The 26791-nt window shown below is 65.1% G+C and carries 22 protein-coding genes; 12 read left to right on the plus strand and 10 right to left on the minus strand.

The window, feature by feature from the left end:
- Window positions 1-177: 177 nt before the first annotated feature.
- The 4 genes from FMM79_RS12550 to tpiA form a co-directional block, all read right to left on the minus strand.
- Entirely contained in the window at window positions 178-1254 is a 1077-nt protein-coding gene (locus FMM79_RS12550; RefSeq protein ID WP_240339150.1) for an oxidoreductase, read from the minus strand.
- A complete protein-coding gene (locus tag FMM79_RS12555; RefSeq protein ID WP_148627815.1) occupies window positions 1251-2882 on the minus strand; it encodes a CTP synthase in 1632 nt (543 codons plus the stop codon). Before FMM79_RS12555 ends, FMM79_RS12550 begins: the two co-directional genes overlap by 4 nt.
- Window positions 2883-3052: 170 nt before the next feature.
- Window positions 3053-3445, minus strand: coding sequence for a preprotein translocase subunit SecG (gene secG / locus FMM79_RS12560; RefSeq protein WP_148628107.1), 393 nt, complete (start codon window positions 3443-3445; stop codon window positions 3053-3055).
- 227 nt (window positions 3446-3672) lie between these two features.
- On the minus strand, window positions 3673-4431 hold the full coding sequence (gene tpiA, locus FMM79_RS12565; RefSeq protein ID WP_148627816.1) for a triose-phosphate isomerase: 759 nt from the start codon (window positions 4429-4431) through the stop codon (window positions 3673-3675).
- 444 nt (window positions 4432-4875) lie between these two features.
- Here tpiA and FMM79_RS12570 point away from each other — a divergent pair, with 444 nt between their 5' ends.
- The 9 genes from FMM79_RS12570 to lexA all read left to right on the plus strand — a co-directional run bounded on the left by FMM79_RS12570 (window position 4876) and on the right by lexA (window position 14423).
- A complete protein-coding gene (locus tag FMM79_RS12570) occupies window positions 4876-6846 on the plus strand; it encodes a peptidylprolyl isomerase (RefSeq protein WP_148627817.1) in 1971 nt (656 codons plus the stop codon).
- 51 nt (window positions 6847-6897) lie between these two features.
- Window positions 6898-8445, plus strand: coding sequence for an anthranilate synthase component I (gene trpE / locus FMM79_RS12575; protein ID WP_148627818.1), 1548 nt, complete (start codon window positions 6898-6900; stop codon window positions 8443-8445).
- Window positions 8442-9278, plus strand: coding sequence for a phosphodiester glycosidase family protein (locus tag FMM79_RS12580; protein ID WP_148627819.1), 837 nt, complete (start codon window positions 8442-8444; stop codon window positions 9276-9278). Before trpE ends, FMM79_RS12580 begins: the two co-directional genes overlap by 4 nt.
- The gene (locus FMM79_RS12585) at window positions 9275-9871 is read left to right on the plus strand and encodes an aminodeoxychorismate/anthranilate synthase component II (protein ID WP_148627820.1); all 597 of its coding nucleotides are present in this window, start codon (window positions 9275-9277) and stop codon (window positions 9869-9871) included. The genes FMM79_RS12580 and FMM79_RS12585 overlap by 4 nt, the downstream gene beginning before the upstream one ends.
- Entirely contained in the window at window positions 9868-10878 is a 1011-nt protein-coding gene (trpD, locus tag FMM79_RS12590) for an anthranilate phosphoribosyltransferase (RefSeq protein WP_148627821.1), read from the plus strand. The genes FMM79_RS12585 and trpD overlap by 4 nt, the downstream gene beginning before the upstream one ends.
- Before the next feature lie 14 nt (window positions 10879-10892).
- Window positions 10893-11684, plus strand: a complete 792-nt coding sequence (gene trpC, locus FMM79_RS12595; RefSeq protein WP_148627822.1) for an indole-3-glycerol phosphate synthase TrpC — start codon at window positions 10893-10895, stop codon at window positions 11682-11684.
- A gap of 191 nt (window positions 11685-11875) precedes the next feature.
- Complete coding sequence (moaC, locus tag FMM79_RS12600) at window positions 11876-12373, plus strand: cyclic pyranopterin monophosphate synthase MoaC (RefSeq protein WP_148627823.1); 498 nt, start codon at window positions 11876-11878, stop codon at window positions 12371-12373.
- Window positions 12370-13617, plus strand: a complete 1248-nt coding sequence (locus FMM79_RS12605) for a molybdopterin molybdotransferase MoeA (protein WP_371710910.1) — start codon at window positions 12370-12372, stop codon at window positions 13615-13617. The genes moaC and FMM79_RS12605 overlap by 4 nt, the downstream gene beginning before the upstream one ends.
- A gap of 122 nt (window positions 13618-13739) precedes the next feature.
- Window positions 13740-14423, plus strand: coding sequence for a transcriptional repressor LexA (lexA, locus tag FMM79_RS12610; protein ID WP_148627824.1), 684 nt, complete (start codon window positions 13740-13742; stop codon window positions 14421-14423).
- Window positions 14424-14450: 27 nt separating this feature from the next.
- Here lexA and FMM79_RS12615 read toward each other — a convergent pair whose 3' ends face one another.
- Window positions 14451-16796 carry a ComEC/Rec2 family competence protein gene (locus FMM79_RS12615; protein ID WP_240339151.1) on the minus strand — a complete coding sequence of 782 codons (2346 nt, stop codon included), beginning with the start codon at window positions 16794-16796 and terminating at the stop codon, window positions 14451-14453.
- On the opposite strand from FMM79_RS12615, the gene gltX reads away from it, so the two are divergent.
- The gene (gltX, locus tag FMM79_RS12620) at window positions 16759-18228 is read left to right on the plus strand and encodes a glutamate--tRNA ligase (protein WP_148627826.1); all 1470 of its coding nucleotides are present in this window, start codon (window positions 16759-16761) and stop codon (window positions 18226-18228) included. The genes FMM79_RS12615 and gltX overlap by 38 nt on opposite strands.
- Window positions 18229-18241: 13 nt before the next feature.
- Window positions 18242-19525: a citrate synthase gene (locus tag FMM79_RS12625; RefSeq protein ID WP_039393269.1), complete on the plus strand. Its 1284-nt coding sequence runs from the start codon at window positions 18242-18244 to the stop codon at window positions 19523-19525.
- A 131-nt stretch (window positions 19526-19656) separates the two neighbouring features.
- On the opposite strand, the gene FMM79_RS12630 is transcribed toward FMM79_RS12625, so the two are convergent.
- From FMM79_RS12630 to FMM79_RS12645, 4 genes are all read right to left on the minus strand, one after another.
- Window positions 19657-21039 (minus strand): sensor histidine kinase KdpD, encoded by a 1383-nt coding sequence (locus FMM79_RS12630; protein ID WP_148627827.1) that lies wholly within the window; start codon window positions 21037-21039, stop codon window positions 19657-19659.
- On the minus strand, window positions 21029-22000 hold the full coding sequence (locus FMM79_RS12635) for a hypothetical protein (RefSeq protein WP_148627828.1): 972 nt from the start codon (window positions 21998-22000) through the stop codon (window positions 21029-21031). Before FMM79_RS12635 ends, FMM79_RS12630 begins: the two co-directional genes overlap by 11 nt.
- Before the next feature lie 35 nt (window positions 22001-22035).
- A complete protein-coding gene (locus FMM79_RS12640) occupies window positions 22036-23217 on the minus strand; it encodes a hypothetical protein (RefSeq protein ID WP_148628109.1) in 1182 nt (393 codons plus the stop codon).
- An 87-nt stretch (window positions 23218-23304) separates the two neighbouring features.
- Window positions 23305-23607, minus strand: a complete 303-nt coding sequence (locus FMM79_RS12645; protein WP_148627829.1) for an Hpt domain-containing protein — start codon at window positions 23605-23607, stop codon at window positions 23305-23307.
- A gap of 69 nt (window positions 23608-23676) precedes the next feature.
- Between FMM79_RS12645 and FMM79_RS12650 the strand changes: the two genes are divergently transcribed.
- Window positions 23677-26439 (plus strand): ATPase, encoded by a 2763-nt coding sequence (locus tag FMM79_RS12650; protein WP_148627830.1) that lies wholly within the window; start codon window positions 23677-23679, stop codon window positions 26437-26439.
- A 46-nt stretch (window positions 26440-26485) separates the two neighbouring features.
- Here FMM79_RS12650 and FMM79_RS12655 read toward each other — a convergent pair whose 3' ends face one another.
- The gene (locus FMM79_RS12655; RefSeq protein WP_148627831.1) at window positions 26486-26776 is read right to left on the minus strand and encodes a DUF1467 family protein; all 291 of its coding nucleotides are present in this window, start codon (window positions 26774-26776) and stop codon (window positions 26486-26488) included.
- Between the last annotated feature and the right edge of the window lie 15 nt (window positions 26777-26791).

Consider the following 26791-nt stretch of genomic DNA (forward strand, 5'->3'; position numbering starts at 1 on the left):
TGAACACCCAAGGTTTCGAGAATAGAAGGGAAAGGCAACAGGAAGTAGAAGGGAATTACTCCAAGGGGTCATCGCCCATTGACCCCAAGATGGGCAACATCGCCTTTCACAGCCTGCTTAGCGCGCGCGACGTGGGCAGGCAGTTCGGGGCCCCGAGGGCGATGACCCTCGGAAATGCTACTTCGGACCTGCCTCTTCCAGCACGTCGGCCAGCGCCACGCGTTGCCCCGTCCGGCTCGCCATACGCGCGGCCTCGATCACCGCCTGGACGAGGAGGATGTCCTTGCCGGAGACCGCTGCCGCCTTCTCGCCCAGGCAGGCGGCGGCGACATCGTTGTAGAAGCACTCCTGGCGCCCGCGCGGAAGGGCCATCTCATGGCGGACGCCATCACCATCGAAGCGCACCAGCGGTTCGGGATCGCGGCCCCAGTCGGGATCGCCAGGACGCATGCCGGCCACCGACTGCGCTTCCTGCGGATCGAGGCCATACTTGACCAGCGATCCGCCAGTCCCGTGGACACGAAAGCGCGGCTCGCCACCCGCCACGCACATTCCTGCATGAAGAATGCTACGCATCTGCGGGTAGTGGAGCGTGACGTGGGCGTAGTCGTCCGACCGTCCGCCTTCACGCAGCGCCGCGATATCGGCGCTTACGGCTTCAGGCGCACCAAACAGGCATAGCGCCTGGTCGACAAGATGGGGGCCAAGGTCGAACCACACGCCCGAACCTTCGCTGCCGTCCTCGCGCCAGCGCTCGCGCACAGCGGGGCGGAAGCGGTCGAAGTGGGATTCGAAGTGGACGACGCGGCCGATTTCGCCCGCCGCAATGGCCGCCTCGATGGCCAGGAAATCGGCATCGCCGCGCCGGTTGTGGAAGGCGGTGACGACGCGGTCCATCGCCTTCGCGCGCGACACGAGGTCCTGCGCGCTCGCCAGATCGAGGGCAAAAGGCTTGTCGACAACGACGTGCTTGCCCGCGTCCAGCGCCCGAGCGGCCAGATCCGCATGGGTCGCGCCAGGGGTCGCGATCACGACGAGGTCGATCGCGGGATCGCCGAGCAGGTCGGCGATGTCGGGGACCCGTGCAAGACCGGGCAGAGGCAGCTCGGCCTCGGCCCGGCGGCTCACGACCGCGCGCAGGTCAAGGCCTGCGCAGGCCGCGATGTAGGGCGCGTGAAACACCCGCGCGGCCATGCCGTTTCCGACCAGGCCAACACCTAGTGGGCCGACGCCGACGCGCTGCGAATTGCTCAAACCAGGCGCGAGTGCTGGAGCGCAGCCGCCACGAAGCCTGAAAACAGCGGATGCGGTTCAAAGGGGCGCGACTTGAGTTCGGGGTGGAACTGCACGCCCACGAAAAACGGATGATCGGGACGCTCGACGATCTCGGGCAGCAGGCCATCGGGCGACATTCCCGAGAAGATCAGGCCGTCCTTTTCAAGCGCGTCACGGTACTTGCCGTTGACCTCGTAGCGGTGGCGGTGGCGCTCGGAAATCTCGGTCGCGCCGCCGTAGATGCTGGAGACCTGGCTGTTGCCGTCGAGCATGGCCGTATAGGCGCCTAGGCGCATGGTGCCGCCTAGATCGCCGCCCTCGGCGCGGGTTTCCAGGCCTTCCTTGCCCATCCACTCGGTGATGATGCCCACCACCGGCTCGTCGGTCGGGCCAAATTCGGTCGAGCTCGCTGCGGCGATGCCAGCCGCGCGCGCGCCCTCGATGCAGGCCATCTGCATGCCGAGGCAAATGCCGAAGAAAGGCACCTTGCGTTCACGCGCAAAGCGCACCGCTGCAATCTTGCCTTCGGTCCCGCGCTCACCGAAGCCGCCCGGCACGAGAATACCGTGCATGGGTTCGAGCGCGTGCGCGATCTCAGCGTCGGACTTCTCAAAAATTTCCGCGTCGAGCCACTTGATCCGGACCTTGGCCTTGTTGGCCATTCCGCCATGGACGAGCGCTTCGTTCAGCGACTTGTAGGCATCGGGCAGACCGACGTACTTGCCGACCACGCCGATGGTGACTTCACCTTCCGGGTTCTGGAAGCGATCGACGATGCCAGTCCAGCGCGACAGTTCCGGCGCGGGCGAATTGAGGCCGAAGTGGTGGAGCACCTCGGCGTCGAGCCCCTCGGCGTGGTACTGGAGGGGCACCGCGTAGATGTTGGGGGCGTCGAGCGCGGGGATGACCGCTTCGCGGCGCACGTTGCAGAACAGCGCGATCTTGGCGCGCTCGCTCTCGGGCAGTTCGTGCTCGCAGCGGCACAGCAGGATGTCGGGCTGGATGCCAAGGCCGGTCATCTCGCGTACCGAATGCTGGGTCGGCTTGGTTTTCAGCTCGCCCGCGGCCGCGATGTAGGGCACCAGGGTGACGTGGACGAAGCAGGTGTTCTCGCGGCCCAGTTCGTTGCGCATCTGGCGCAGCGCCTCAATGAAGGGCAGGCCCTCGATGTCGCCGACCGTGCCACCGACTTCGCACAGCACGAAGTCGAGATCCTCGGTGTCGGCCTGAGCGAAGTTCTTGATCGCGTCAGTGACGTGCGGGATTACCTGGACCGTGGCGCCGAGGTAGTCGCCACGGCGCTCCTTGGCGATGATGTCCTGGTAGATGCGGCCCGAGGTGATGTTGTCGCCCTGATGCGCCGAGACGCCGGTAAAGCGCTCGTAGTGGCCAAGGTCAAGGTCGGCTTCCGCACCGTCGTCGGTCACGAAGACCTCACCGTGCTGGTACGGGCTCATCGTGCCCGGGTCGACGTTGAGATAGGGGTCGAACTTGCGGATCCGCACTCGGAACCCACGGGCCTGCAACAACGCGGCCAGGCTGGCGGCCATAAGGCCCTTGCCAAGCGAGGAGACCACGCCGCCGGTGATGAAGATGTGCCGCGCCATGGGAATTGGGCCTTAAATTGTGTGGGGGGTTCAGCGCAAGCGCCAAGAACCCGAATCCACAGGTCAAACTCAATAAAATGCCGCCTGACTGCGCCAGACGGCATTTCGGTTACAATGCTGTTTCGAGACGGCTCCGGATTTTCCGATCCAAAGCCGCCTGCTCGAAGCTCTTACTGCTGCACGGCTCCGGCCAGCGGATCGTCGTTCGCGGGCGCCGCTGCGGCGTCTGCGTCCGATTCGCCGACAGCCGAGCCGGCAAGCGGGTCCGCCGGGGCTTCCTGGGCCGCCGGTTCACCGCCACGCTGCAGCGAGGTATCGATATCGCCGACGCTGTTGGCATCGACCGCCATCGCGGCAAGAAGAATGCTGAGAACCACGAAGAGACCGGCGAGGATCGCCGTCGCCCGGGTCAGAAAATCGGCCGCACCGCGCGCCGACATCAGACCACCGGGGTTGCCCCCGCCACCGACGCCAAGGCCACCGCCCTCGGACTTCTGAACCAGGATAATACCGACAAGGGCGGCAGCTACCAGCGCCTGGACGACGGTCAGGAAAACAAACATCAGCTCGATCTCAGCTCTTCTCAACGGGCCTGCGAACAGGATCACAGACCGCAATCACAAGCGGCGCAGATAAGCGCAACGCCCCCCGAACGCAACCCGGCCCGGACACGGGATTCGACATGCACGGCCGCGCAGACGCGACGGCCCTGCCGCCCTCCCCCGGCCCCGTTCGCGCGCAGGCGCGACCAAGTGTCGGAAGATCAGGCGATTACTCAGTCACCTACGGCTCAGTCAGCGGCCAGCGTCGCGGCGGCGCCGACGATGGAGAGGAAGCTCTCCGCGCTCAGGCTCGCCCCGCCGACGAGCGCACCGCCCACCTCGGGGACCGAAAGCAGCTCAGCCGCGTTCTCGGCCTTGACCGAACCGCCGTAGAGGATGCGCACGCCCGTACCGCTCTCACCGTAGAGTTCGACCAGCTTGGCGCGGATCGCACTGTGCATGGCCGCGACGTCCTCGACCGAGGGAACGCGGCCCGTACCGATCGCCCAGATCGGCTCGTAGGCCACCGAAAACTTTTCGGGCGCCTGTTCGCCCTGCGGGCATGAAGCGGCCACCTGGGCTGCGACGACGCTTTCCGCCTCGCCCGCATCACGCTGCGCTTCGCTTTCGCCCACGCACAAGATCACGCCCAGGCCAGCGGCGATGGCCGCGTCCGCCTTCGCCTGCACGACCGCGTCGCTTTCACCATGCAGTGTGCGGCGTTCGGAGTGGCCGACGATGGTGAAGTCGGCGCCTGCGTCCTTGAGCATCGGAGCGGAGATATCGCCGGTGAAGGCACCATTCTCCTGAACGTGGCAATCCTGGCCACCAACGCCAATGATTTCAGCGGCATCGCGCGTACGGTAGATAAGCGTCGCCGGCGGCGCGATGGCCACCTGAACCCTGGGAAAACGTCCAGCGGCACGATCGATCGCGCGCACTTCGTTCAGCATCGCGCGCGTGCCGTTCATTTTCCAGTTTCCGACGATGTAAGGCAATCCGGCCATCTTGGTCCCTTGATCAAATCGACGACACACCGAGCGAATCCCGCAAACGGGGGAATCGGAACGCCGTTGTAGCGGGGCGCTGCTAGGCCAGCACTAGCGGATTTGTCAAAGCCGGGGGAGACTTCTCTTTCCACCGCGCCCAATTCAGGGCCACACAAGAGCCACAACCTCACCTGCCCGAAACTACACCCCGGACTGTTCACACGAACGGGGAAGCAAGCCCACATTCATCCAGCCCCCGCCACCACAGGGCCCGTTCGCACCGCGCCCACGCGCCCGAAACCACAGGAATCGGGCGCAAAGCGATGCGATGCCATTGCAGGACGGCGAAAGCCCCCCTAAAGCCTGCGCCATTTCCCGCCTCCTGCATGAAGGCCCCTGCCCCGGCAGGCCGCCCCGGGCAGGAGCGCTTCACAGACCGCTCAGTCAACGGCCGGACAGGACATGCTCAGCTTCTTCAGATCGTTCATCAAGTCCAAGATCGGCGCGGCCCTCGCGCTGGTCGTGCTCGGCGTCATCGCCCTCGCCTTCGCCAGCGGCGACATCGCCGGGATCCAGGGTGCAGGCGGCGCAGGCGATGCCAACGCCGTCGCCAGCGTCGGCGACGAGACCATCGACGCCAATGAACTGGCGCAGGGCGCGAACTCCGCGCTACGCCGCGTTCAGCAGAACAACCCACAGGCCTCGATGAGCCAGCTCCTCGCGCAGGGCGGTCTCGACACGATCCTCGACGAGCTGGTCCAGCGCACCGCCTTCTTCGCCTTTGGCAAGGAGCACGGGATCGTGGCGGGAGACCGCCTGGTGGACAGCGAGATCGCGCAGATCGCCGCCTTCCAGGGCGTCGACGGCAAGTTCGACCAGGACACCTTCCGCCAGGCGCTCGCCCAACAGGGCCTCTCCGAAAAGGCCTTGCGCGAGGACATCGCGCAAGGCCTCGTCGGCCAGCAGCTTGCCAGCCCGGCGCAATTCGGCGCGAAGATGCCCGCCTACATGGCCAAGCGTTACGCCGCGATGATCGACGAGACCCGCAGTGGCTCGGTCCTTGCCCTGCCCTCGATGCTGTTTGTGCCCGAGGACGAGCCCGATACGAAGACGCTCAAGGCCTTCTACGACAGCCACACCCAGAACTTCATCCGGCCCGAGCGCCGCATGATGCGCTATGCGCAGTTCACCATCGATTCGATGAAGGCGCCCCCCGCCCCCACTGACTCGCAGATCCAGGAGGCCTACAAGGCCAACGCCGCGCGCTACACGGCCAAGGATGATCGTCGCATCACCCAGGTGATCGCGCCGACCGAGGACGCGGCCAAGGCCATCATCGCGGCCGTCAAGGGCGGCAAGACGCTCGAAGCGGCCGCTACCGAGAAGGGCCTCTCGGCTGCCAAGCTGGAATTCTTCAGCCGCAAGGACCTTACCGACCAGTTTGCCAAGCCCGTCTCCGACGCCGTCTTCGCCGCCAAGGTAGGCGAGCTTGCGGCTCCGGCGAAGTCGGCGCTGGGCTGGCACGTCGTGCGCGTCGAGGAAGAAAGCACCAAGCCCGCGCGCACTCTCGATGAGGTCCGCGAGGAACTGGTTGCCGAGCTCGAGGCCGATGCGAAGCGCAAGGCGTTCGCCGCCAAGCTCGAAGGCATCGAGGACCAGTTCGCCGACGGTGCGAGCCTGCCCGAAGTTGCCAAGTCGCTGGGTGTCGAAGTCGAGACCACTGGCCCCGTCACCGCCGATGGCCGCATCTACGGCGAAATCGACAAGAGCGTCGATGAGGGCCTCCAGCCGCTTCTCCCCACCGTCTTCAAGATGCAGCAGGAACAGCCCCAGCTCACCCAGATGGGCCAGGGCCAGAACTTCGAGGCGAACCGTCCCTTCGTGATCTACGACGTGACCGAGATCACCCCCTCCGCGCCAGCGCCGTTCGACGACATCCAGGACGACGTGAGGTCAGCCTGGGCGCTCGACAGCGGTTCCAAGGCAGCCAAGGCCGCTGCGCTCAAGGTGCGCAAGGCGATGGCCGAAGGCAAGACCATGGCCCAGGCCATGAAGGACCTCAACAAGCGCCTGCCCCCGATCGAGGAGCTTGGTATGTCGCGCGCCACGCTCAGCCGCGCGCTCCAGTCCGGCCGCCAGGTCCCCCCGCCTGTCTCGCTCATGTTCCACATGACCAAGGACAGCGTGAAGGTACAGTCGGCCGACGGCGAGCGCGGGTGGTTCGTGGTCCAGCTCAAGGACATCAAGGCCGGCAAGGTCGAGTCCGACGAGATGGTCGCGCAGGCTCGCGAGGAACTGGGCGCCCAGATGGGCAACGCCTTCGTCACTTCGCTCGGCCATGCCGTCGCCGGTGAGATGAAGGTCGAGAAGAACGCCGCGACCATCAAGGCCGTGCGCGAGCGCCTGGGCGGCACCGCCCAGCCCGGCGCCTGATCGCCCTCCACCGCCTTCCACACACCATCCGATAGCGAAACCAGCAGGACCATGACGACACAGCGCCAGACCAGCAGCGATGCCATCCGTACCGACGCCCAGACACGGCTCTCGAACGGAAAGCCCGCGCTGGTCTGGCGTCGTCTGGTTGCCGATACCCAGACGCCGGTCGGCGCCGCGCTCAAGCTGTTCGAGGACGGGCGCGGTGATTTCCTGCTCGAGTCGGTGGAAGGCGGCGCCCAGCGCGGGCGCTACAGCCTGCTCGGGCTCGACCCGGATTTGGTCTTCCGTGCACAAGGCCACGAGGCCCAGATCAACCGCTCCTGGAAGAACGACGCCGAAGCCTTCACCCCCCTTCCGGGCGACAGCCTGACGGAACTGCGCGCGCTGGTCGAAAGCTGCCGCATCGACGTTCCGTGCGAACTTCCACCCGCACTGGCCTGCGTGGTCGGCTACTTCGGCTATGAGACCATCGGCCTTGTCGAGAAGCTGCCGCGCGCGCCGCAAAGCGAACTCGACGTGCCCGACATGCTGTTCGTGCGTCCCTCGATCCTGCTCGTCTTCGACAGCCTGGGCGATGAGCTGTTCTGCATCGCCCCGCTCTGGCCCGAGAGCGCGGCCGACCCAGCCCGCGCCATCGAAGCCGCTGAAGATCGTATCGCCGAGACACTGCGCCGCCTCAACCAGCCGGTGCCCGCCAGCCCCGTCCTCACAGACCTTCCCGATCCGGTCCAGACCTCGGTCCTGAAACCCGGTGAATACGAGGCGATGGTCACGCGCGCCAAGGACTACATCACCGCGGGCGACATCTTCCAGATCGTGCTGGCGCAGCGCTTCACCTGCGAATTCCCGCTGCCCCCGCTCGCGCTCTACCGCGCGCTGCGCCGCGTGAACCCCTCGCCCTTCCTCTACTTCCTCGACCTGCCCGGCTTTGCCGTCGTCGGCTCGAGCCCGGAGATCCTCGTGCGCGTGCGCAAGGATGAGGACGGCCAGCCCCAGGTCACCATCCGCCCGATCGCGGGCACCCGTCCGCGCGGCAAGACCGAGGCCGAGGACAGGGCCAATGAGATCAACCTGCTGGACGACCAGAAGGAACGCGCCGAGCACCTCATGCTGCTTGACCTTGGCCGCAATGACGTCGGCCGCGTCGCCACGGCGGGTTCGGTCGAAGTCACCGACAGCTACACCATCGAGCGCTACAGCCACGTCATGCACATCGTCTCGAACGTGGTCGGCACGCTCGACACGAATACCCACGATGCCATCGACGCGGTCTTTGCCGGCTTCCCTGCGGGCACTGTCTCGGGCGCCCCCAAGGTTCGTGCCTGCCAGATCATCGCCGAACTCGAACACGAGACACGCGGCGCCTACGCGGGAGGCGTGGGCTACTTCTCGCCCGATGGTTCGCTCGATTCGTGTATCGTGCTGCGCACCGGCGTCCTCAAGGACGGCGTGCTCCACGTCCAGGCGGGCGCGGGCATTGTCGCCGACAGCGACCCGACCTCGGAACAGAACGAGTGCCTCCACAAATCGGGCGCACTTTTCGCCGCCGCGCGCGAGGCGATCCGTATCGCCGGGGAACCGGGCTTCGGGCAATGATCCGCGCACGGGCGGCTCTCGCCCCCGCTGCGCTTGCCCTGCTGCTGGCCGCCTGCTCCGGCTCGGACGAGGACACCGCCGAGGCTGCCCCGCCTCCGGCCTGCGAAAGCGCGCGCTTCGAGGGCGCAGCCTTCGTGCACTGCACTGCGGTGCCCGGTCGCCACGCAATCCACACCGTGCTCAGGCCTGAGGGCGGCGCGCCCTACCGCACGCTGAGCCAGCTGGCCGTCAGCCGCCCCGAGGGCAGCGCGCCTGTCGCCTTTGCCATGAACGCGGGCATGTACGACAGCGCCGGACAGCCCATCGGCTACTACGTCGAGGAAGGCGAGCGCCTCCACACGCTCAACACCAACGAGGGACCGGGCAATTTTCATCTTCTGCCCAACGGCGTCTTCTTTGGCGATGCCAAGGGGCACTGGCGGGTGATGACCTCGGACGACTTCGCCGCGAAGATCACGCAGCGCCCCGCCTTCGGCACGCAGTCGGGCCCGATGCTGGTGATCGACGGCAAACTGCACCCGGCCATCGATCCGGACGGCACCTCGCACAAGCTGCGCAACGGCGTGGGCGTTGATGCGACGGGCCGCGCACACTTCGTCATTGCCGAGGAGCCGGTCTCCTTCGGCAAGCTCGCCCGCTATTTCCGCGACGACCTGCAATGCGCCAACGCGCTTTTCCTCGACGGCTCGGTCTCGTCCTTGTGGGACCCCGAACACGGCCGGCTCGACACCGGACCCGAGCTTGGCCCCTTGATCGTCGTCGAGAAACGCGCGAAGGCGCAAGACACACAGACGCAAGGCGCACCGGCGCAAGGCCAGAAGGCAAACCCATGATCCTCGTCATCGACAACTACGACAGCTTCACCTGGAACCTGGTCCACTACGTCATGGAACTGGGCACCGAGGTAAAGGTGGTGCGCAACGACAGCCTCACCGTCGAGGACGCGCTGGCCACAGGCGCGAGGGGCTTCCTCGTCTCGCCCGGCCCCTGCACCCCGAACGAGGCGGGCATCAGCCTCGATCTCGTCGGCGCGGCGGCCGAGAAGGGCCTGCCGCTTCTCGGCGTGTGCCTGGGCCACCAGTCGATCGGTCAGTTCTTTGGCGGCAAGGTGGTGCGCGGCGGGCTCATGCACGGTAAGACCTCGACCATGACGCACGATGGCACCGGGGTCTTTGCCGGGCTACCATCGCCCTTCACGGCGACGCGCTACCACTCGCTGATTGTCGAGGACATTCCCGACTGCCTCAAGGTCAACTGCCGCTCCGAGGACGGCCACGTTATGGGCTTCGCGCACGAAAGCCTGCCCATCCACGGCGTGCAGTTCCACCCCGAATCCATCGCCACCGAGCACGGACATGCCATGCTGGCCAACTTCCTCGCGATTTGCGGGATCGAGGCGAAGCTTCCCGAAAGGCTGAGCGCGTGAGCGCCCTCACCCAGCTTCCCGATACCGCCGGTGCCATTGCCGAGGACGAAGCGCACGAGGCCTTCGGCGCGATCCTCGATGGCAAGATCGACGACGAGATGGTCAAGGACTTCCTTGTCACGCTGTCCGAACGCGGTGAGACGGCGAGCGAGATTGCAGGCGCCGCGCGCGCCATGCGCGAACGCATGATTCCGATCGATGCGCCCGAAAACGCCATCGATGTGTGCGGTACGGGCGGCGACGGGCACCACACGCTCAACGTCTCGACCGCGGTCAGCCTGGTGGTCGCGGCCTGCGACGTGCCGGTCGCCAAGCACGGCAACCGCGCGGCCAGTTCCAAGGCGGGCGCGGCCGACACGCTCGAAGCGCTCGGCATCGACCTCGACCGCGCTGCCGAAACCGCCGAGGACACCCTCAAGGACATCGGCATCGGCTTTCTCTTTGCGGCCAAGCACCACCCCGCGATGGGCCGCATCATGCCGATCCGCAAGGCCATCGCGCGCCGCACGATCTTCAACCTGATGGGCCCGCTCGCCAACCCGGCCAACGTCTCGCGCCAGCTGGTCGGCATCGCCCGCCCGGCCTACGTCCCCATCTACGCCGAGGCGCTGGCCCGGCTCGGCACCACCCGCTCGATGGTCGTCTCGGGCGATGAGGGCCTCGACGAGTTGAGCCTTGCCGGTGGCAACGAAGTTGCCGACGTGGCGGGCCGCGAGGTTGCCATGAAGCGCGTGACCGCCGCCGAGCTTGGCCTTACGAGCGCGCCGGTCGAGGCCATCCGCGGCGGTGACCCGGTCTTCAACGCGCAGGCCCTGCGGGACCTGCTCCAGGGCGAGCCCGGCGCCTATCGCGATGCCGTGCTGCTCAACGCGGCGGGCGCGCTGATGGTCGCGGGCGAAGTCGAGAGCTGGGCCGAAGGCGTCGAGGAAGCCGCCGAGGCCATCGACAAGGGCCTTGCCAACGCGCTCCTCAACTGCTGGATCGCCGCCACCAAACCGCGCGGCTGACAACAGGGAACTCCATGTCCGACAAGCTGACCGAAATCTGCGAGACCAAGCGCGGCGAAGTGACCGTGCGCAAGACCCTCTCGACACTGGACGAACTCGACGCGCAGGCCACCTTCCAGAGTGCGCCGCGCGGCTTCGAGGCCGCGCTGCGCATGAAGGCACAGGAGGGTTTCGCGCTCATCGCCGAGATCAAGAAGGCGAGCCCATCCAAAGGCCTGATCCGACCCGACTTCCGGCCTGCCGAACACGCGAAGGCCTATGAAGCGGGCGGCGCGGCCTGCCTCTCGATCCTGACCGACGCGCCCTACTTTCAGGGGCATGAGGATTTCCTCGTCGAGGCCCGCGCTGCGGTGTCGCTGCCGGTGATCCGCAAGGACTTCATGATCGACCCCTGGCAGGTCGCCGAAGCGCGCGCGATCGGGGCCGACGCGATCCTCATCATCGTTGCCGCGCTTGAGGATGTGCAGATGGCCGAGATCGAGGCCGCCGCCCATGAACGCGGCATGGACTGCCTTGTCGAAGTTCATAACGAAGCCGAGATGGAACGCGCAAGTCGTTTGAAATCAAGGATTATTGGCATCAACAACCGCGACCTCAAGCGCTTTGTCACGGACATCGGCATTACCGAGCGGCTCGCCCCGTTTGCACCCGAAGGCGCTCTTCTCATCAGCGAGAGCGGGATCAACCGCCACGAGGATCTCGTGCGCCTTTCGGCCTGCGGCGCACGTACCTTCCTGGTGGGCGAAAGCCTGATGCGCGAGGCCGACGTCGAGGTCGCCACCCGGCGCCTCCTGACCGGCGCCTGAGTCTTCCCAAAAGGGGCTGTCCTACACCGCAACGATCTGCGAGGATCGCGCAATGACGCCCCTTCGCACCTCTTTGAACGCTGCTTCGATGGCGGGTCACAGGGGCCGGACACAGACCTCTCTGGACCGTGTCACCTGTGTCAACCTGACTGTCACCCTCCCTGTAACCCACCCGCGGCAAGGACCTTCTCGTGAGCTCATCGCTTAGCCATATCGATACGGACGGCACAGCGCGCATGGTCGATGTCGGCGCCAAGGCGGAAACCCGCCGCCTCGCCGTTGCCAGCGGCACGATCACGATGACCCGCGAGGCGCTCGACGCCGTGCGGGCCGGCGATGCGCCCAAGGGCGACGTTCTGGGCACCGCGCGCATCGCGGGCATCCTTGCGGCCAAGAAGACCGCCGATCTCATCCCGATGTGCCACCCCCTGCCCCTCGATGCGGTGAACCTCGATTTCACCTTCGAGAGCGAGGAAGAATTCACAGGCGCCATCCGCGCCACCGCCACCGCCTCGATCACCGGCAAGACCGGCATCGAGATGGAAGCCATCACCGCCGTCTCGCTCGCGCTCGTCACCATCTACGACATGGCCAAGGCGCTCGATAAAGGCATGGTCATCTCCGACATCCGCCTCGTCGAGAAGCAGGGCGGCAAGTCGGGCCACTGGAAAGCCGAAGGCTGGGTATGAGCGGCGCGACCTCTCCCGACACACCCGTCATGGCGCCGCCGATCCCGCTCGAAGAGGCGCAGCGCCGCCTGCTCGCGCTTGCCGATCCGATGCGCCGCGAACATGTCGACATGGCAGGCGCCATCGGCCGCTACCTTGCCCAGCCTCTGCTCGCGCGCCGCACCCAGCCCGCCGGGCACCTTTCCGCAATGGACGGCTACGCGGTCACCGATGGCGACCTCGCCGGCCCCTGGACCATCGTGGGGGAAAGCGCCGCCGGGCACCCCTTCAATGGCAGAATGGCGCGCGGCGAGGCGGTTCGCATCTCCACCGGCGCGCTGCTCCCGTGCGACGCTGCCGGGGTCATTGTCCAGGAAGACCTCGCGCGCAGCGACCATGCCCTCGCGCTCACCGGCACAGGCCCCAGCCCGCAGGACCGTCACGTACGCCGCCTCGGCTCGGACTTTGTCACCGGCAAGGAAGTCCTGCCCGCCGGAACCCGCATCGGCCCTGCCCAGATTGCACTTGCCGTCTCGGCAGGGCACAGGCACCTTCCGGTATTCCGCGCGCCCGAAGTCGCGATCATCGACAGCGGCGATGAGCTTTCGTCCGACCCTGAGAACTGCGCGACGCACCAGATCCCGGCCAGCAATGGCGCCATGCTGGAGGCAATGGTCGCCGGGCTCGCGGTCCAGACACGCCGCATCGGCCCGGTCGGCGATACGCTCGACGCGCTTATGCGCGCCTTGGACGAGGCAGCCCATGCCGACGTCATCGTCACGAGCGGCGGCGCATCGGTCGGCGAACACGACCTGATCCGCCCGGCGCTCGAAGCCTGGGGCGCAAAGCTCGCCTTCTGGCGCATCGCGATCAAGCCGGGCAAGCCGCTCCTCGTCGCAACCCGCCCCCGCTCACAGCGCCGCCAGATCATCATCGGACTGCCCGGAAATCCAGTCTCCGCGCTCGTCACCGGCTATCACTTCCTGCTCCCGCTACTGCGGCGCCTGATGGGCGCGCTCGATCCTGCACCTATGGCCGTCACCACCCGCCTCGACGGGGACCTGCCTGCCACCGGCGCACGTCGTGAGTTCCTGCGCGGTACTTGGGACGGGCAATGCGTACGGGCCGTGCACATCCAGGACAGCGGGGCCCTGGGCGCTCTTGCGGGCAGCAATGTCCTCATCGACCGTCCTGCGAACGGACCGGAAACACCTTCTGGCGCAAACGTGCGTATCTACATACTCCGGAACGGCGGTATCGCTTGACGTAGGAAATTCTGTTGCTTAATTGTTCTCAAAATGTTCACAAGTGGAACATCCAGAAGAACAGCTGATACGCGGGAAGCCCAATTTCCGTGTGCGGCACGCGCAGGAAAGAGGCAGCGAACATGTTGACCCGCAAGCAGCACGAATTGCTCCGGTTCATCCAGACTCGGCTTGACGAAACCGGCATTTCGCCCAGCTTTGAAGAGATGAAGGACGCGCTGGACCTCAAGTCCAAGTCGGGCGTGCACCGCCTGATCTCCGCGCTGGAGGAACGCGGCTTCATTCGCCGCCTGCCCAACCGCGCCCGCGCGCTCGAAGTGCTGCGCCGCGCCGATGAAGGTGGCCAGACGGCCCCTGCGGCAAACTCGAACGTCGTTCCCTTCGCGAAGCCTGAAGCCACCGCTCCCGCACCGGCGGGCGATGTGATCGAGATCCCCTTACACGGACGCATCGCCGCGGGCGTCCCGATCGAAGCGCTGGAGGACCAGGCGATCTTGCCCGTGCCCGCTGCGCTCCTGGGCCCTGGCGAACACTACGCGCTGGAGGTTTCGGGCGACTCGATGATCGAGGCAGGCATTCTCGACGGTGACTTCGCCCTCGTGAAGCGCACCGAAATCGCCAACGATGGCGAAATCGTGGTCGCCCTTGTGCGCGGTGAAGAAGCGACGCTCAAGTACCTACGCCGTGAAAACGGCATGATCCGCCTCGACCCGGCCAACGCGGCCTATGAACCGCAGATCTACGCGGCCAATGAGATCAAGGTTCAGGGTAAACTCGCAGGCCTCCTGCGTCGTTACTTCCACTGAGCTTGCCGGATCGGACTGCCCGGTGCGCTACCGATCCGGGGACATCGATGATGGTATGGGCGGAATGAGGTCCTTCAAGGACATCTCTTCTTTCCGTCCACGCCACCATCCATGCATCCCCTGCCCCTGCGCGACATTGCGCACCACGCCGCGCGACAGATCAACGCTCAGGCCTCCCGTCTGGCTGAGTGTTGCCCGGTCAGCCTTGAACCAACGCGGCCGGCAGGCCCGCGGAAGCCAACGATCCGCGATCACGATGTCGGCGCGGTCGCAGGCGGCGGCCAGTTCTCTTTCGGGTACGATGTCCCGGCTCCTCGCTAACAGGACGTTGGCTGCGCGATTCTGCATCCGCAATGTGATCGAACAGAAGTCGGCATTGCAACGCGCCCCCGGATGATCGGGAAGGAAGATTGTCTCCCCGCGCAGCCCCGCATTTTCCTGAAAATTGTCGCGCACATAGTCGCTACGCGTGTCGCGCAGCAGCAGCAGCCTTGGTGCATCACGCCCGGCCGTCCGCTCGACAACGCCTACGTTGCGCCCATCCCCGGCGATCAGCAGATCAGGCGGCGACTGATTATAAAGAACAAGAAAGCCCATGAGACAGGGAAGAACGCCCAGAAGACGCACCCTTCCGACCAACAGGGCCAACCAAAATCCTCCAGCAAGGAACAGCGTGAAGGCCGCTTCGCCCATGCCCGGCACCAGCGTCACCGCCCCCGGCTGAACCGAGACCCAATGCGCCAGCCTCAGCACCGCATGGATGCTCCATCCCACAAGGGCCCAGAGCGGCCCGCCAAGGGTCAAAACGTCGGCCACCAAGGCCAGGACCACCCCGGGCATGATCACGAAGGTCGTCAACGGAATTGCCACAAGATTGGCCAATGAGCCGTAGAGCCCGGCCTTGTGAAAATGAAACAATGCAATCGGCATCAGGGCGAGCTCGATCGCCAGCCCGGTCAGCATGAGCATGCCGAACCAGCGCACGCCGCGCATCCATGCAGATTCCTCACGCGGACCGAGGAAATTGCGCACCGGCGCGCAGGACGACAGAGCCACGATGGCAAGGACAGCGGCAAAGCTCATCTGGAAGCTGGGACCCACCACGGCTTCTGGCCATAGAAGCATCACGGCGAATGCCGCCACCGCCAGAATTCGTAAAGACAACGCCTCGCGGCCGAGTGCCAGAGCGCCAAGCACGAGCAGAGCTGCGATACACGAACGTACCGTTGGCACCTGCGCGCCAGTCAGCAGCGTATATCCAATCCCCCCCAGCGCAGCGAGCCCGGAGGCCAGTACCGGCAGGCGGACCCGCAAAGCCAAGGCGGGCCACACGGCAAGCGCGCGCACGGACAGAAAATAGATCAGGCCGATTACGGCCGTCACATGGAGGCCGCTTATCGCCAACAGATGCGCGAGGCCGGAATCGCGCATGGCCTGCGCATCGTCTGGCGTGATGCCCCCACGATCCCCGGTGACGAGCGCCACGGCAATGCCAGCCGCCGGCTCATCGACCTGCTCGCGGACATGCCCAGCCAGTCGGCGCCGAACGCGCGCCAAAGGCGCCACCCCTCCTGGCGCTGGCTCCAGGACGGTGACGGGCTTCAAGATCGTTCCTGAACCGGCGAGCCCGGCAAACCAGGCCGTTCTTGCAAAATTATAACCACCGGGGAGCAGCGGCGCTGCCGGCGGCATGATCCTCGCCTCGAACTGGATGAGACTGCCCTCACCAATCTCCGCCGGTCGGACAGATTCGCCATCGGAAAGTTCGTCCGGCAGATTGAGCCGGATCTTGAGCGCGCGGCCAATTGCCTGTTCGCGCGTCGCAACCACCAACCTGCGCCGAGATTGGGCCGATTGCGTCTCTACCGCGAGCACCCGCCCCGTGAATGCTCCATACAGAGGCCGCTCGATGGGAGGTGTCCCCACCATCATGGAGCGCCCCCAGATCAGGACGCAGCCCGCCGCGATCATCAGGGGCACCCAAAAAAAAGCTTGCGAGACAGTTTGAAACGCACCACATCGCCGCCAGCAAACTCGGGTCGCCAAGCTTGCTGCACAGCACAACGCAATGAGGCCTGACCATTGGGACGGCTTCGGAAGCGCAAACCATGCCGCGATGCCGGCCCCGAAAGCCACGGAAAGCCACGGGACACGATCGCGACAAGATTGCGAAAGAAATCCTTCGATTGCCGCCAAAGCACTCGACAAGTTGCGTTCGCTGTTCCATTGCCGACCCCGCAATGCAGCGTCTCCGGACACGATGTCCGGGCCCACAATTTCACCGGGTCGGGTGGCCTTGATCACCATGCCCGGAATAGGACAGAAGGTGATTGGAATGGCAAGTGGAAGTGCAACGAGCGGATCGAGCGGCACCAAGGCCGTCGTTACGCGCTTTGCTCCCTCGCCGACCGGCTTTCTCCATATTGGTGGCGCACGCACCGCGCTTTTCAACTGGCTCTTTGCCCGCCATCACGGCGGCAAGTACCTCCTGCGCATCGAGGACACCGACCGTGCCCGCTCTACCGACGCTGCGATCGAGGCCATCTTCGACGGCCTGTCCTGGCTGGGGCTGAATGGCGATGAGGACCCCGTCTTCCAGTTTGCCCGTTCCGAGCGTCACGCCGAAGTCGCGGCGAAGTTGTTGGAGGCCGGTCAAGCCTACCGCTGCTATCTGACTAGCGAACAGCTCGCGCAGCGCCGCCAGAAGGCACAGGATGAGCGACGTCCTTTCCGCCTCGACAGCGAGTGGCGCGAAGCCGATTCTTCGCAGTGGCCCGACGATCAACCCTACGTGGTCCGCGTCAAGCCCCCGCGCGAGGGCGAGACCACCATCGACGACCTGGTGCAGGGTCCGATCACGGTCCAGAACCGCGAGCTCGACGACTTCGTCATCCTGCGCTCGGACGGTACGCCGACCTACATGCTGGCGGTAGTTGTCGATGACCGTGACATGGGCGTGACCCACGTCATTCGCGGCGACGATCATATCAACAATGCGTTTCGCCAACTGGTAATCCTGCGCGCGATGAACGCGATCGACGGAGGTTGGGAAGACCCGGTCTACGCCCACATCCCGCTCATCCACGGCGCTGATGGCGCCAAGCTTTCCAAGCGTCATGGTGCGCTCGGTGTCGATGCCTACCGCGACGAAATGGGCCTCCTGCCCGACGCGGTCTTCAACTACCTGCTGCGCCTCGGTTGGGGCCACGGCGATGAAGAAATTATCAGCCGCGAGCAGGCCGTCGAATGGTTCGACATCATCAATGTCAACAAGGGCGCCTCGCGGTTCGACATCGCGAAGCTGCAAAATCTCAACGGTCACTACCTGCGCGAAGCGAGGGACGACTATCTCGCCGATCTCGTTCTGCCGCGGCTTGTCGCTGCCGGATACCCGGACGCCGACAAGGCCCTGCTGGCGCGCGCCATGGCCGAACTGAAGGTCCGCGCGAAGGACCTCAACGATCTTGCAGAAGGCGCTGTTTTCCTTTTTGCCAAACGCCCTCTCACTATGACCGAGAAGGCGCAGAAGCTCCTGACCGACGAGGCGCGCGAGCGCCTGGCCGCGATCCACGAGCGTCTGAGCGGGGAGCCCGAATGGACCCTTGAGGCTTTGGAAGCCAACCTGAAGGCAATGGCCGCAGAGCTCGAACTGGGCCTCGGCAAGCTCGCACAACCCCTGCGGGCGGCCCTGACGGGTCAGACAACGTCGCCAGGGATTTTTGACGTATTGGTACTTCTTGGCCGGGACGAAAGTCTCGCGCGCATCGCAGCGCAGGCCGGAGAGCATACCGAGACACAAGCATAAGGAGTAAGAACTGGTGGGTGATCAGGTTAAACTGAGCGCGGACGGCGCGGATTTGGAATACCCCGTCCTCAAGGGCAGCGTGGGCCCGGAAGTCATCGACATCCGCAAGCTCTACGGCCAGACCGGTAAGTTCACCTTCGACCCCGGCTTCACGTCGACGGCAAGCTGCGAATCCGCACTGACCTACATCGACGGTGGCGAGGGCGTCCTGCTGCACCGCGGCTACCCGATCGGCCAGCTCGCCGAGAGCTCCTCGTTCATGGAAGTCAGCTACCTGCTGCTGAACGGCGAACTGCCGAGCCAGGACGAGCTCTCGAACTTCGAGTACACGATCAGCCGTCACACGATGATCCACGAGCAGCTGCGTCACTTCTACCAGGGCTTCCGCCGTGACGCGCACCCGATGGCCATCATGTGCGGCATCGTCGGCGCCTTGTCGGCGTTCTACCACGACTCGACCGACATCACCGACCCCGAGCAGCGCAAGATCGCCAGCCATCGCCTGATCGCGAAGATGCCGACGATTGCGGCAGCTGCCTACAAGTACTCGGTCGGTCAGCCGATGCTCTACCCGGACAACAACCTGTCCTACACGGGCAACTTCCTGCGCATGACCTTCGGCGTGCCCGCCGAGGAATACGAGGTGATCCCCGCCGTCGAAAAGGCGATGGACCGCATCTTCATCCTCCACGCCGACCACGAGCAGAACGCCTCGACCTCGACTGTGCGTCTCGCTGGTTCGTCAGGCGCCAACCCGTTCGCGTGCATTGCGGCCGGTATCGCCTGCCTTTGGGGCCCGGCGCACGGCGGTGCGAACGAAGCGTGCCTCAACATGCTGCGTGAAATCGGCACCCCCGACCGCATTCCGCACTACATCGAACGCGCCAAGGACAAGAACGACCCGTTCCGTCTCATGGGCTTCGGTCACCGCGTGTACAAGAACTACGACCCGCGTGCGACGGTCATGCAGTCGACCGTGCGCGAAGTCTTCGAAGCACTCAATGTTCAGGACCCGCTCTTCGAGACCGCCATGCGCCTTGAGGAAATCGCCCTCAACGACCCGTACTTCATCGAGAAGAAGCTCTTCCCGAACGTCGACTTCTACTCGGGCGTCGTGCTCTCGGCGATCGGCTTCCCGACCGACATGTTCACCGTACTCTTCGCCCTTGCCCGCACCGTGGGCTGGGTTGCGCAGTGGAACGAAATGATCTCGGATCCCGGCCAGCGCATCGGCCGTCCGCGTCAGCTCTACACCGGCCCCACGCAGCGCGACTATGTGCCGCTCAGCCAGCGTTGAGCAGACGGTCAGGATCTGGCCATCTGAACGAAGGGGCCTCCGCGAAAGCGGGGGCCTTTTTCGTTGGCTTCAAGGGTATTTGTCGAAGGGCACGCAGAGCCGCTCAGCCTCCGCCTCGTGCGGCAGCGCCTTCAGTCGGCGTCTGGATCGGCGGGTACGGTCAGGATAAAACGCGCACCGCGCCCCGGTTCGCTCTCAACCGTGAGATCGCCGCCCATGGCCCGGGCGAGGCGACGTGAAATAAACAGGCCAAGGCCCGATCCACCATCGCCCACGCGCCCGAGACGCTCGAACTTGTCGAACACGCGCGCCTGCTGCTCAGGCGAGATGCCCGGCCCCTCGTCGGCCACGACGACCCGTGCGTTCGCCCTCTCACCTTCCAGGCGTATCCATATCTGCGAGCCTTCCGGAGAATACCGGATCGCATTGCCGATCAGGTTCAGAAGCACCTGCAGAACCCGCCGGAATTCCGCGATGGCCGGCAGCGTCTCGCCGGGCTCGGGTGCGATCAGCGCGATAGTCTTTTCCCGCGCTCGCACATTGAGGATCCCTGCCGCCTGACGCGAGACTTCGCCAAGGTCGATCTGGTCCGGCGCAGTCTGGAAGTCGCGGGACTCGACGACTTCGAGGTCCGAAAGATCGTCGAGCAGGTCGAGCAGAAGCTGCCCAGCACTCGAGATTTCACTGGCATAGCCTGCGTAGGCATCGGGCAAGGGGCCGGCCATGCGCGTGCGAATGGTTTCGGCATTGGCAATGATACGGGCAATGGGCTGGCGCAGAACCGGAGCCAGCTCCTGGCCGACCAGCCCCCGCCGATTGCTTGGCAGCGCCGCGCCCTCCAACGAAGTCGCTGCCGTGGGAGCCGGAACATTCGAAAGCAGCAGCAGTTCAAAGCCTGCCGGATCGAAGCCCGGCTGCATCGCCGGGAGCAGGCGCACCTCGAACGGACGCGAGGAGGCGGGCACGATTACCCGGCTGCCATCAAGCAGCCGCCAGTGCAGCGGTTGATGGTGACTAACATTCTCAGGGGGCAAAAAATCGGTCCAGAGCCGTCCGATGCCGTTCTCCATGGCCACGGCGAGCTCGCGCAATTCCGGACTTTCCGTCTCCACGGCAAGAATACGTTGACCCGCGTCCAGACGCGCCGTCAATTCGGCCAGGTGGCGGTCGGTCGCGGCTCGCCGTGCCTCGCTAGCTGTGGAATCCTCGGCAGGCTGGGGCGCACTGCGCCAATTGCGAATGCGGATTTCGCAGCCCTGCCCACCATCGCGCGGTTCGGCTTCCACCCAAGCTGTGACGACCTCGCCGCCATCATGCGCGGACACGGCGCGGGCGAGACGAAATCCATAGCGCCTGGCCTTTCGCACCAGTTCCATCAGTTCAGGAACCGCGATGGGGCCCGGCAACTGCCCGCCGCAACGAAGGTGCAGCCCGGCCAGCGGCTCGTCGGCGCTCAGCAGGCAGTCCTGGGCATCGCTTTGCCCGCGCGCGAGGATGGTGCCGTCAGAACGCATCGGTGCGGCCCGCAGCTGAATTGAGAATGGCCGCCGCGCGATCCGCGCCGATACTGCCGAAGCCTTCGGGGAGGAGGACATCGGGATGCAGAGCCAGAAACTCCTGCTCGATTGCCCCGGTTCTCAGCCCCGCAGCCCGAAGCGAGAGGGCCAATCGCGCCATCTGCCCCTCGTGTGTCGAGAAGATCACGTGATCGCGCTCCTGCCCGGAGGCGAGACCAAGGGCACTCAGGAAAAGGGCCAGTCCTGCGCTGCAGACGGACAGGGCGGCCTGCGCGCCCCCGCCCAGGGCCAGGATAAGCTGCGCGGCCAGCCCGATACGGGACACCCCTTCATCGAAGCGCGCCCGAACTTCGGCTGCCGCCCGCTCGCAATCCGCTGTCCAGCGCGGATTTTCGCCGTCCAGCTGGACGAGAGCCATCAACGCGGCATGCAAAAGTTCGCCCGGCAGTTCGGTTAGCGGCAATCGCATGCGGCGCTGGGCCTGCCCCCACCGCGCCTGCGCGGCGAGGAAGCGCATGGCGGTGTCCTGGGTTTCCGGATCATTCGAGGAGATCAGGGCCTGCAGCAAAGGCGGTACGACGGGATCGAGAGCATGGCGTGCCTGAAGGCGTTCGGTCAGCTGCCATTCGAGCGCAAGCCCGTGCAGGTGCGTAAGCAGCTGCGGATTGTCGATAAGAGCCTGCCCCAGAAGGGCCGTCTGCGATCCGTCATCCGCCAGTGCTTCAGGATCGCTTCGGCACGATGTGATCGCGGCCAGGAGCTGGCCCGCCAGATCTCCCACCATGCCCCGAACACGCGCAAGGATCTCATCGCTGAAAACCGAGTTGTCCTGGGCGCTGATAAGGTGCCTGAGAATGGGCAACATCGTTTGCGCCGAGGCATCACCTCGCGCAAGCTCCTCACCCATCATGCTTTCCAGCTGACGGGCACCATCCCTGAAGGCTGCCTGATCGTTCATGCCATATGCCTAAACCGGCCTTGGTTAAATCGAGGTTATACTCCCGCTCGTTTCGACAGGACAAGTTCGGCGACGAGAATCGACAGGGCAAGCACCTGGACGACGCCGAGAACCTGCCCAAAAGTCGCACCCAGTGCGAGGAGCAAGGCGAGCACGGCCCGATCACTGATGAGAGCCCCGGGCCATCGCCCCAGAATCCTTGGCGCCAGAGCAATGACGAGAAAAAGCGATACCGGCGCATAGAGCCAGTGCAGGACGTCCTGACCGGGCAGACGCTCGACAGCACGCAAGACGAGACAGGCCAGAACAGCATCGACCAGCCAAACCATCGCGTCGGCGCGCTCGATCGCCGGAACAGTTTCGCCCAGCGGCCTGCGCTCGGCAGCCCGCACCTTGCGCCCGCCCTCGATGAGTATCCAGGCCAGACCGGCAACGCAAAAGCCTGCCCCCGGCAAGCCGAACCATCCCAGCAGGCCAGCCAGTGCGAGAAGAACCAGCGCCGCCGCACTGACGACGTTGCTCGCTCGGCCGACCTGAAGCAACGTCGCTCCGAACGCGATTGCACCATACTGGGCCAGGAGCCTGCCCGGCGACTGTCCGCGACCGGCCGTGAAATGCCGATGCAGCCACTCCTCCTCCAAGCCGATCGCATCGGCTTCGGAGGTGACAAGCCGCCAGTTCGCGCCTCCGCACACGGCAGCCGGCACATCGCGCATGGGCGTACCTGACTGCAACGCAAGGCGTGTCAGGATCGAGATCGTATCACTTTCCTCGGGCACCTCGCGCAGTCTGTCCACCACCCCCCCCGGCAACCGCATTAGACCGGCGGCACAGCGATTGAGGTCGATCCGTTCGTATCCGGCGGTCCGGGCGCCTTCGACGGGCTGCACCAGAACGCAGCTGCGCATGTCATCCAGAAGTGGCAGAGCCACGTCCGGATCAACGAATAAGCCGTCGGTGATGACGAAAAGTTCGTCCGCTTCGCCCACTTGGGCGGGTACGTCATGCGGCCCGGAAACAATCCTGAACTGCACGCCCGCATCTTGGGCTGCGCGCTCCAGATCCTGGACGTCCGACGATTTGCCTGCGGCAAGGCACACGATGCGATGGCACTTCAGGGCAAGGACAAGACCAAGCTGATGCTTGGCGAGACTTGCTCCAGCCACCCGCAGACCGGCGCGCGGCGGGGTCTGGCCGCCACCGCTTGGCTCCGTCATCGATAACAAGGCTATGCGCAGAACACTCACTCCACCGAGGGCGTCCTTCTAGGCCCCGCACCGCCGGGTGCCAAGCGTGAGGCGGCATTACGAATCGGGAAAACGCTGCAAATAGTCACGTAGACGCCGTAGGACAGCGGGCTCGCCCGGAGCCGCATCCAGCGCTTCGAGCGCAAGAACGTGCAGATCGCCGGAATGAAAACTTGCCGCAAGCCCCTGCAAACGCGTGGCTGCGAGGGTCCAGTTCCCGTCGCAGCGGGACCGCTCCAAAAGATCCACCTGACGTGATACACTTTCGCGATAGGACTGGCGCAGCTGCGCCAGCAGTTCGGGATCGCCCCCCGCCGCCGCCGCGAACGTTGCTTCCAAGGCTCCGGTCTCATACGCCATATCCCCAGATTACCGAACCAAGTCTTAATCCGGGGTTTCCTGAGACCCCCGGCGTGGTATCGTAGAGCGATGTCTGGAGATAGCAGGATCATATCGTTCGGCGGTGCCTCCACCGAGGACAGCGCAACGCAGGCCAAGGCCGACGACGCAACCCGGCTGCGCGATGCGCTTGCGCCCTCCAGCGATACGGAGGACGCCGCAGCCGCTTCGGATTGGGATGATGCCTGGATCGGCAGCGGCGAAACGAGGAGCGAAAGCAGCGATGCGCAACGTCCCGAAGGCTGGATCGCCCCGACCCTGGCGGGCCTCGGCCTCCTGGCGTGGAGCGGTCTCTTCCTCGCCGCCCACTGGACCTATTTCCAGGCTGACTTCACCCTCGCGGCAGTTCCCGCCCTCATCAGCCAATGGTGCATTCCCCCGCTGTTGATCGGCATCGTATGGTTGCTCGCGCTTCGCCATTCCACGCGTGAGGGCAAGCGCTTCGGGGACATCGCCAGCACACTCTCGCTCGAAAGCGAGCGCCTCGAACGCCGCCTCCTCAGCGTCAATCGGGAACTTAGTCTTGCCCGCGAGTTCGTCGCTGCACAGTCGCGTGATCTCGAAGCACTGGGCCGTCTGGCGTCGGAGCGACTGTCCGGCAATGCGCTGAGACTGCAAGAGCTTATCGAAGAGAACGGCGAACGCCTCGAAACGATAGGCGCAGTCAGTACCACGGCCCTCGACAACATGGAAAAGTTGCGCGGCCAGCTTCCCGTGATTGCCAGCTCGGCCAAGGACGTAACCAGCAACATCGGCAACGCCGGGCGGACGGCGCGCTCCCAAATCGAGAACATGATCGCCGGCTTCCATCGGCTGAACGAATTCGGACAGGCGAACGAACGCCAGATTGCCTCCGTGCGCACTGCCGTCGATGCCGCTCTCGCCCAGTTCGCCGGTCAGTGCGAGGATCTTGAAGTCCTTGCCCGCCAGCGGTTCGAAGCCTTGGCCGAGAGAGGCCAGGAATTCCGGAGCGAACTAGAGCGCCACGAAGCCGACGCTCTTGCGGCGATCCGCGCCCGCTCGGCCGCTCTGCAAAGCGAGCTTCACAGGACCCGCGAACAGCTGGACGAGAGCGAGGCCGCTACCCTCACCTCGCTGCGCGCGCGCCTTTCCGCACTGCGCGAGGAATGCGGCGTGGTCGGTCGCAGCATCACAGATGCCCAGGGCCAGGCCGCCCGGAGCGTGCAGGAAAGCTTCGAGACACTCAAGGCCGAGCACGAGACCGCGCACGACCTGCTCGTCGCCGCGCACGAGACCACTCTTGATCAGCTTTCCCAACGCATCGAGGCGCTCGGAACGGACGCGGCTCGCACCGAAGACCGGATTTCCTCCGCCCAGCAGACCGTGGTCGCAAGCTTTACAGACCGTCTCTCCGAAGTCTGCGCGCAGGCGGACGCCGCCTTTGCACGACTGAAAAACCGCGACGGCCAGTTCGCCACCGAGGCGAGCGAACGCCACCAGCGCCAACTCGAACAGGAGCGCCATGCGCTGGCCCATATCGAGCATATGCTGGTCGAACTCGACAACGCTGTGGCCGAGAGGCTCGAAGGGCATCGCCACCAGGCCGAAGCGCTGAGTGAACGTGCGCGCAGCGTGACCTCGCAACTCGAACAGTTCGATGCGCGCCTGCGCTCCATTGCAACGCAAAGCGCCGATGCCGAAGGACGCCTTGCGACATCGCTGCATGGTCTGGCTGAAAACCTTTCCGCGAGCCAAACCTCGCTTTCGGCCGCTGATCGCGACGTTGCCAAGCTGACGGACGACAGCCTGCGCCTGCTCGATCTCCTGCGTGCCAGCTCCAGCCAGGCGCAGAACGAGCTGCCCCAGGCGCTCACCCATTCCGAGGAGCAACTCGACCGGATCGACACCGCGATCAACGAGGTGCGCGGCAAGCTTGCGGAGTCGTCCACGAGCGGTCAAGCACTCTCCGAGGCGATCCTGCAATCCGGTACGTCACTGGACAGGCTGCACGAACACCTTGTCGAGGCTCAGGCCTCCATCGCCGAGGGCACCACCGATCACGCGCAGCGCCTTGAGCACCTCCAGCGCAGCCTGACCGAGATCGAAGGCACGTTGCTCCAGAACGCCGAGCATGCGCGCGGCGAACTGACGGAGGCGATTAAAGATCTGCGCCAGAATTTCGACGAGGCGATCTCCGATATCGAAACTGGCGCGCCTGCCCGCATCGATAGCGTCACCCAGACGCTGGGTGAGGAAAGCGGCAAGGCCATTGACAAGGCCATGCGGACCACCGCGGCCGAAATCTCGGGACAGCTCGAGCAGGCCGTTGCCCATGCAACGGGTGTCAGCCGCGAGGCCACGGCCCAGCTGCGCGAGCAGATGGAAAAGGTTACAGAACTGGTCGGTAACCTCGAAGCAAGGCTCGACGAAGCCCGTGAACGGGCAAGCGAGCAGGTCAACAATGACTTTGCCCGCCGGGCCGCGCTCATCACGGAATCTCTCAACTCCAACGCCATCGACATCGCCACCGCTATGTCGAGCGAGGTCTCCGACACGGCCTGGGCTTCCTATCTGCGCGGTGATCGCGGGATCTTCACCCGACGTGCCGTCACCCTTATCGATTCAAGCGAAGCGAAGGCGATCCAGCAGACCTTCGAGAGCGACGACGCTTTCCGCGAACACGTGAGCCGTTACATCCACGACTTCGAATCTCTCCTGCGCCAGGTCCTCTCGACCCGCGATGGCAATGCGATGGGGGTGACCTTGCTCTCCTCGGACATGGGTAAGCTATACGTGGCCCTCGCCCAGGCCATCGAACGCCTGCGCAATTGAGACTAGAAAAGCCGCGGCCACGATCAGGCCGCGGCTTGTAGCCACCTCAGTAGCCCAGGTCTTCGCTCGGCATCTCGCCGTAGAAATTGAGATCCTCACGCGTGATCCACCCATAGGACCAGTTGAGGGTAAACAGGACGCTGAAGACCGCGGCCAGGATCGTGGCCCGTAAGGCGACCTTACCGGGACGGAAATTCACGGGCGCGGAATCTGCATGACCTGTCTGGACCTCATGGCCTTCGACCTCGTCGGGCGTGCGCAAGCCGATCGGCAGCACAATGAACGCACTCAGAACCCAGAATAGCCCAAAAATCGCGATCAGGGACGTCCATTGCATCGGTGGTATCATCTC

Origin of the sequence: Novosphingobium sp. BW1, from assembly GCF_008107685.1 — a bacterium.
Classification (GTDB): domain Bacteria; phylum Pseudomonadota; class Alphaproteobacteria; order Sphingomonadales; family Sphingomonadaceae; genus Novosphingobium.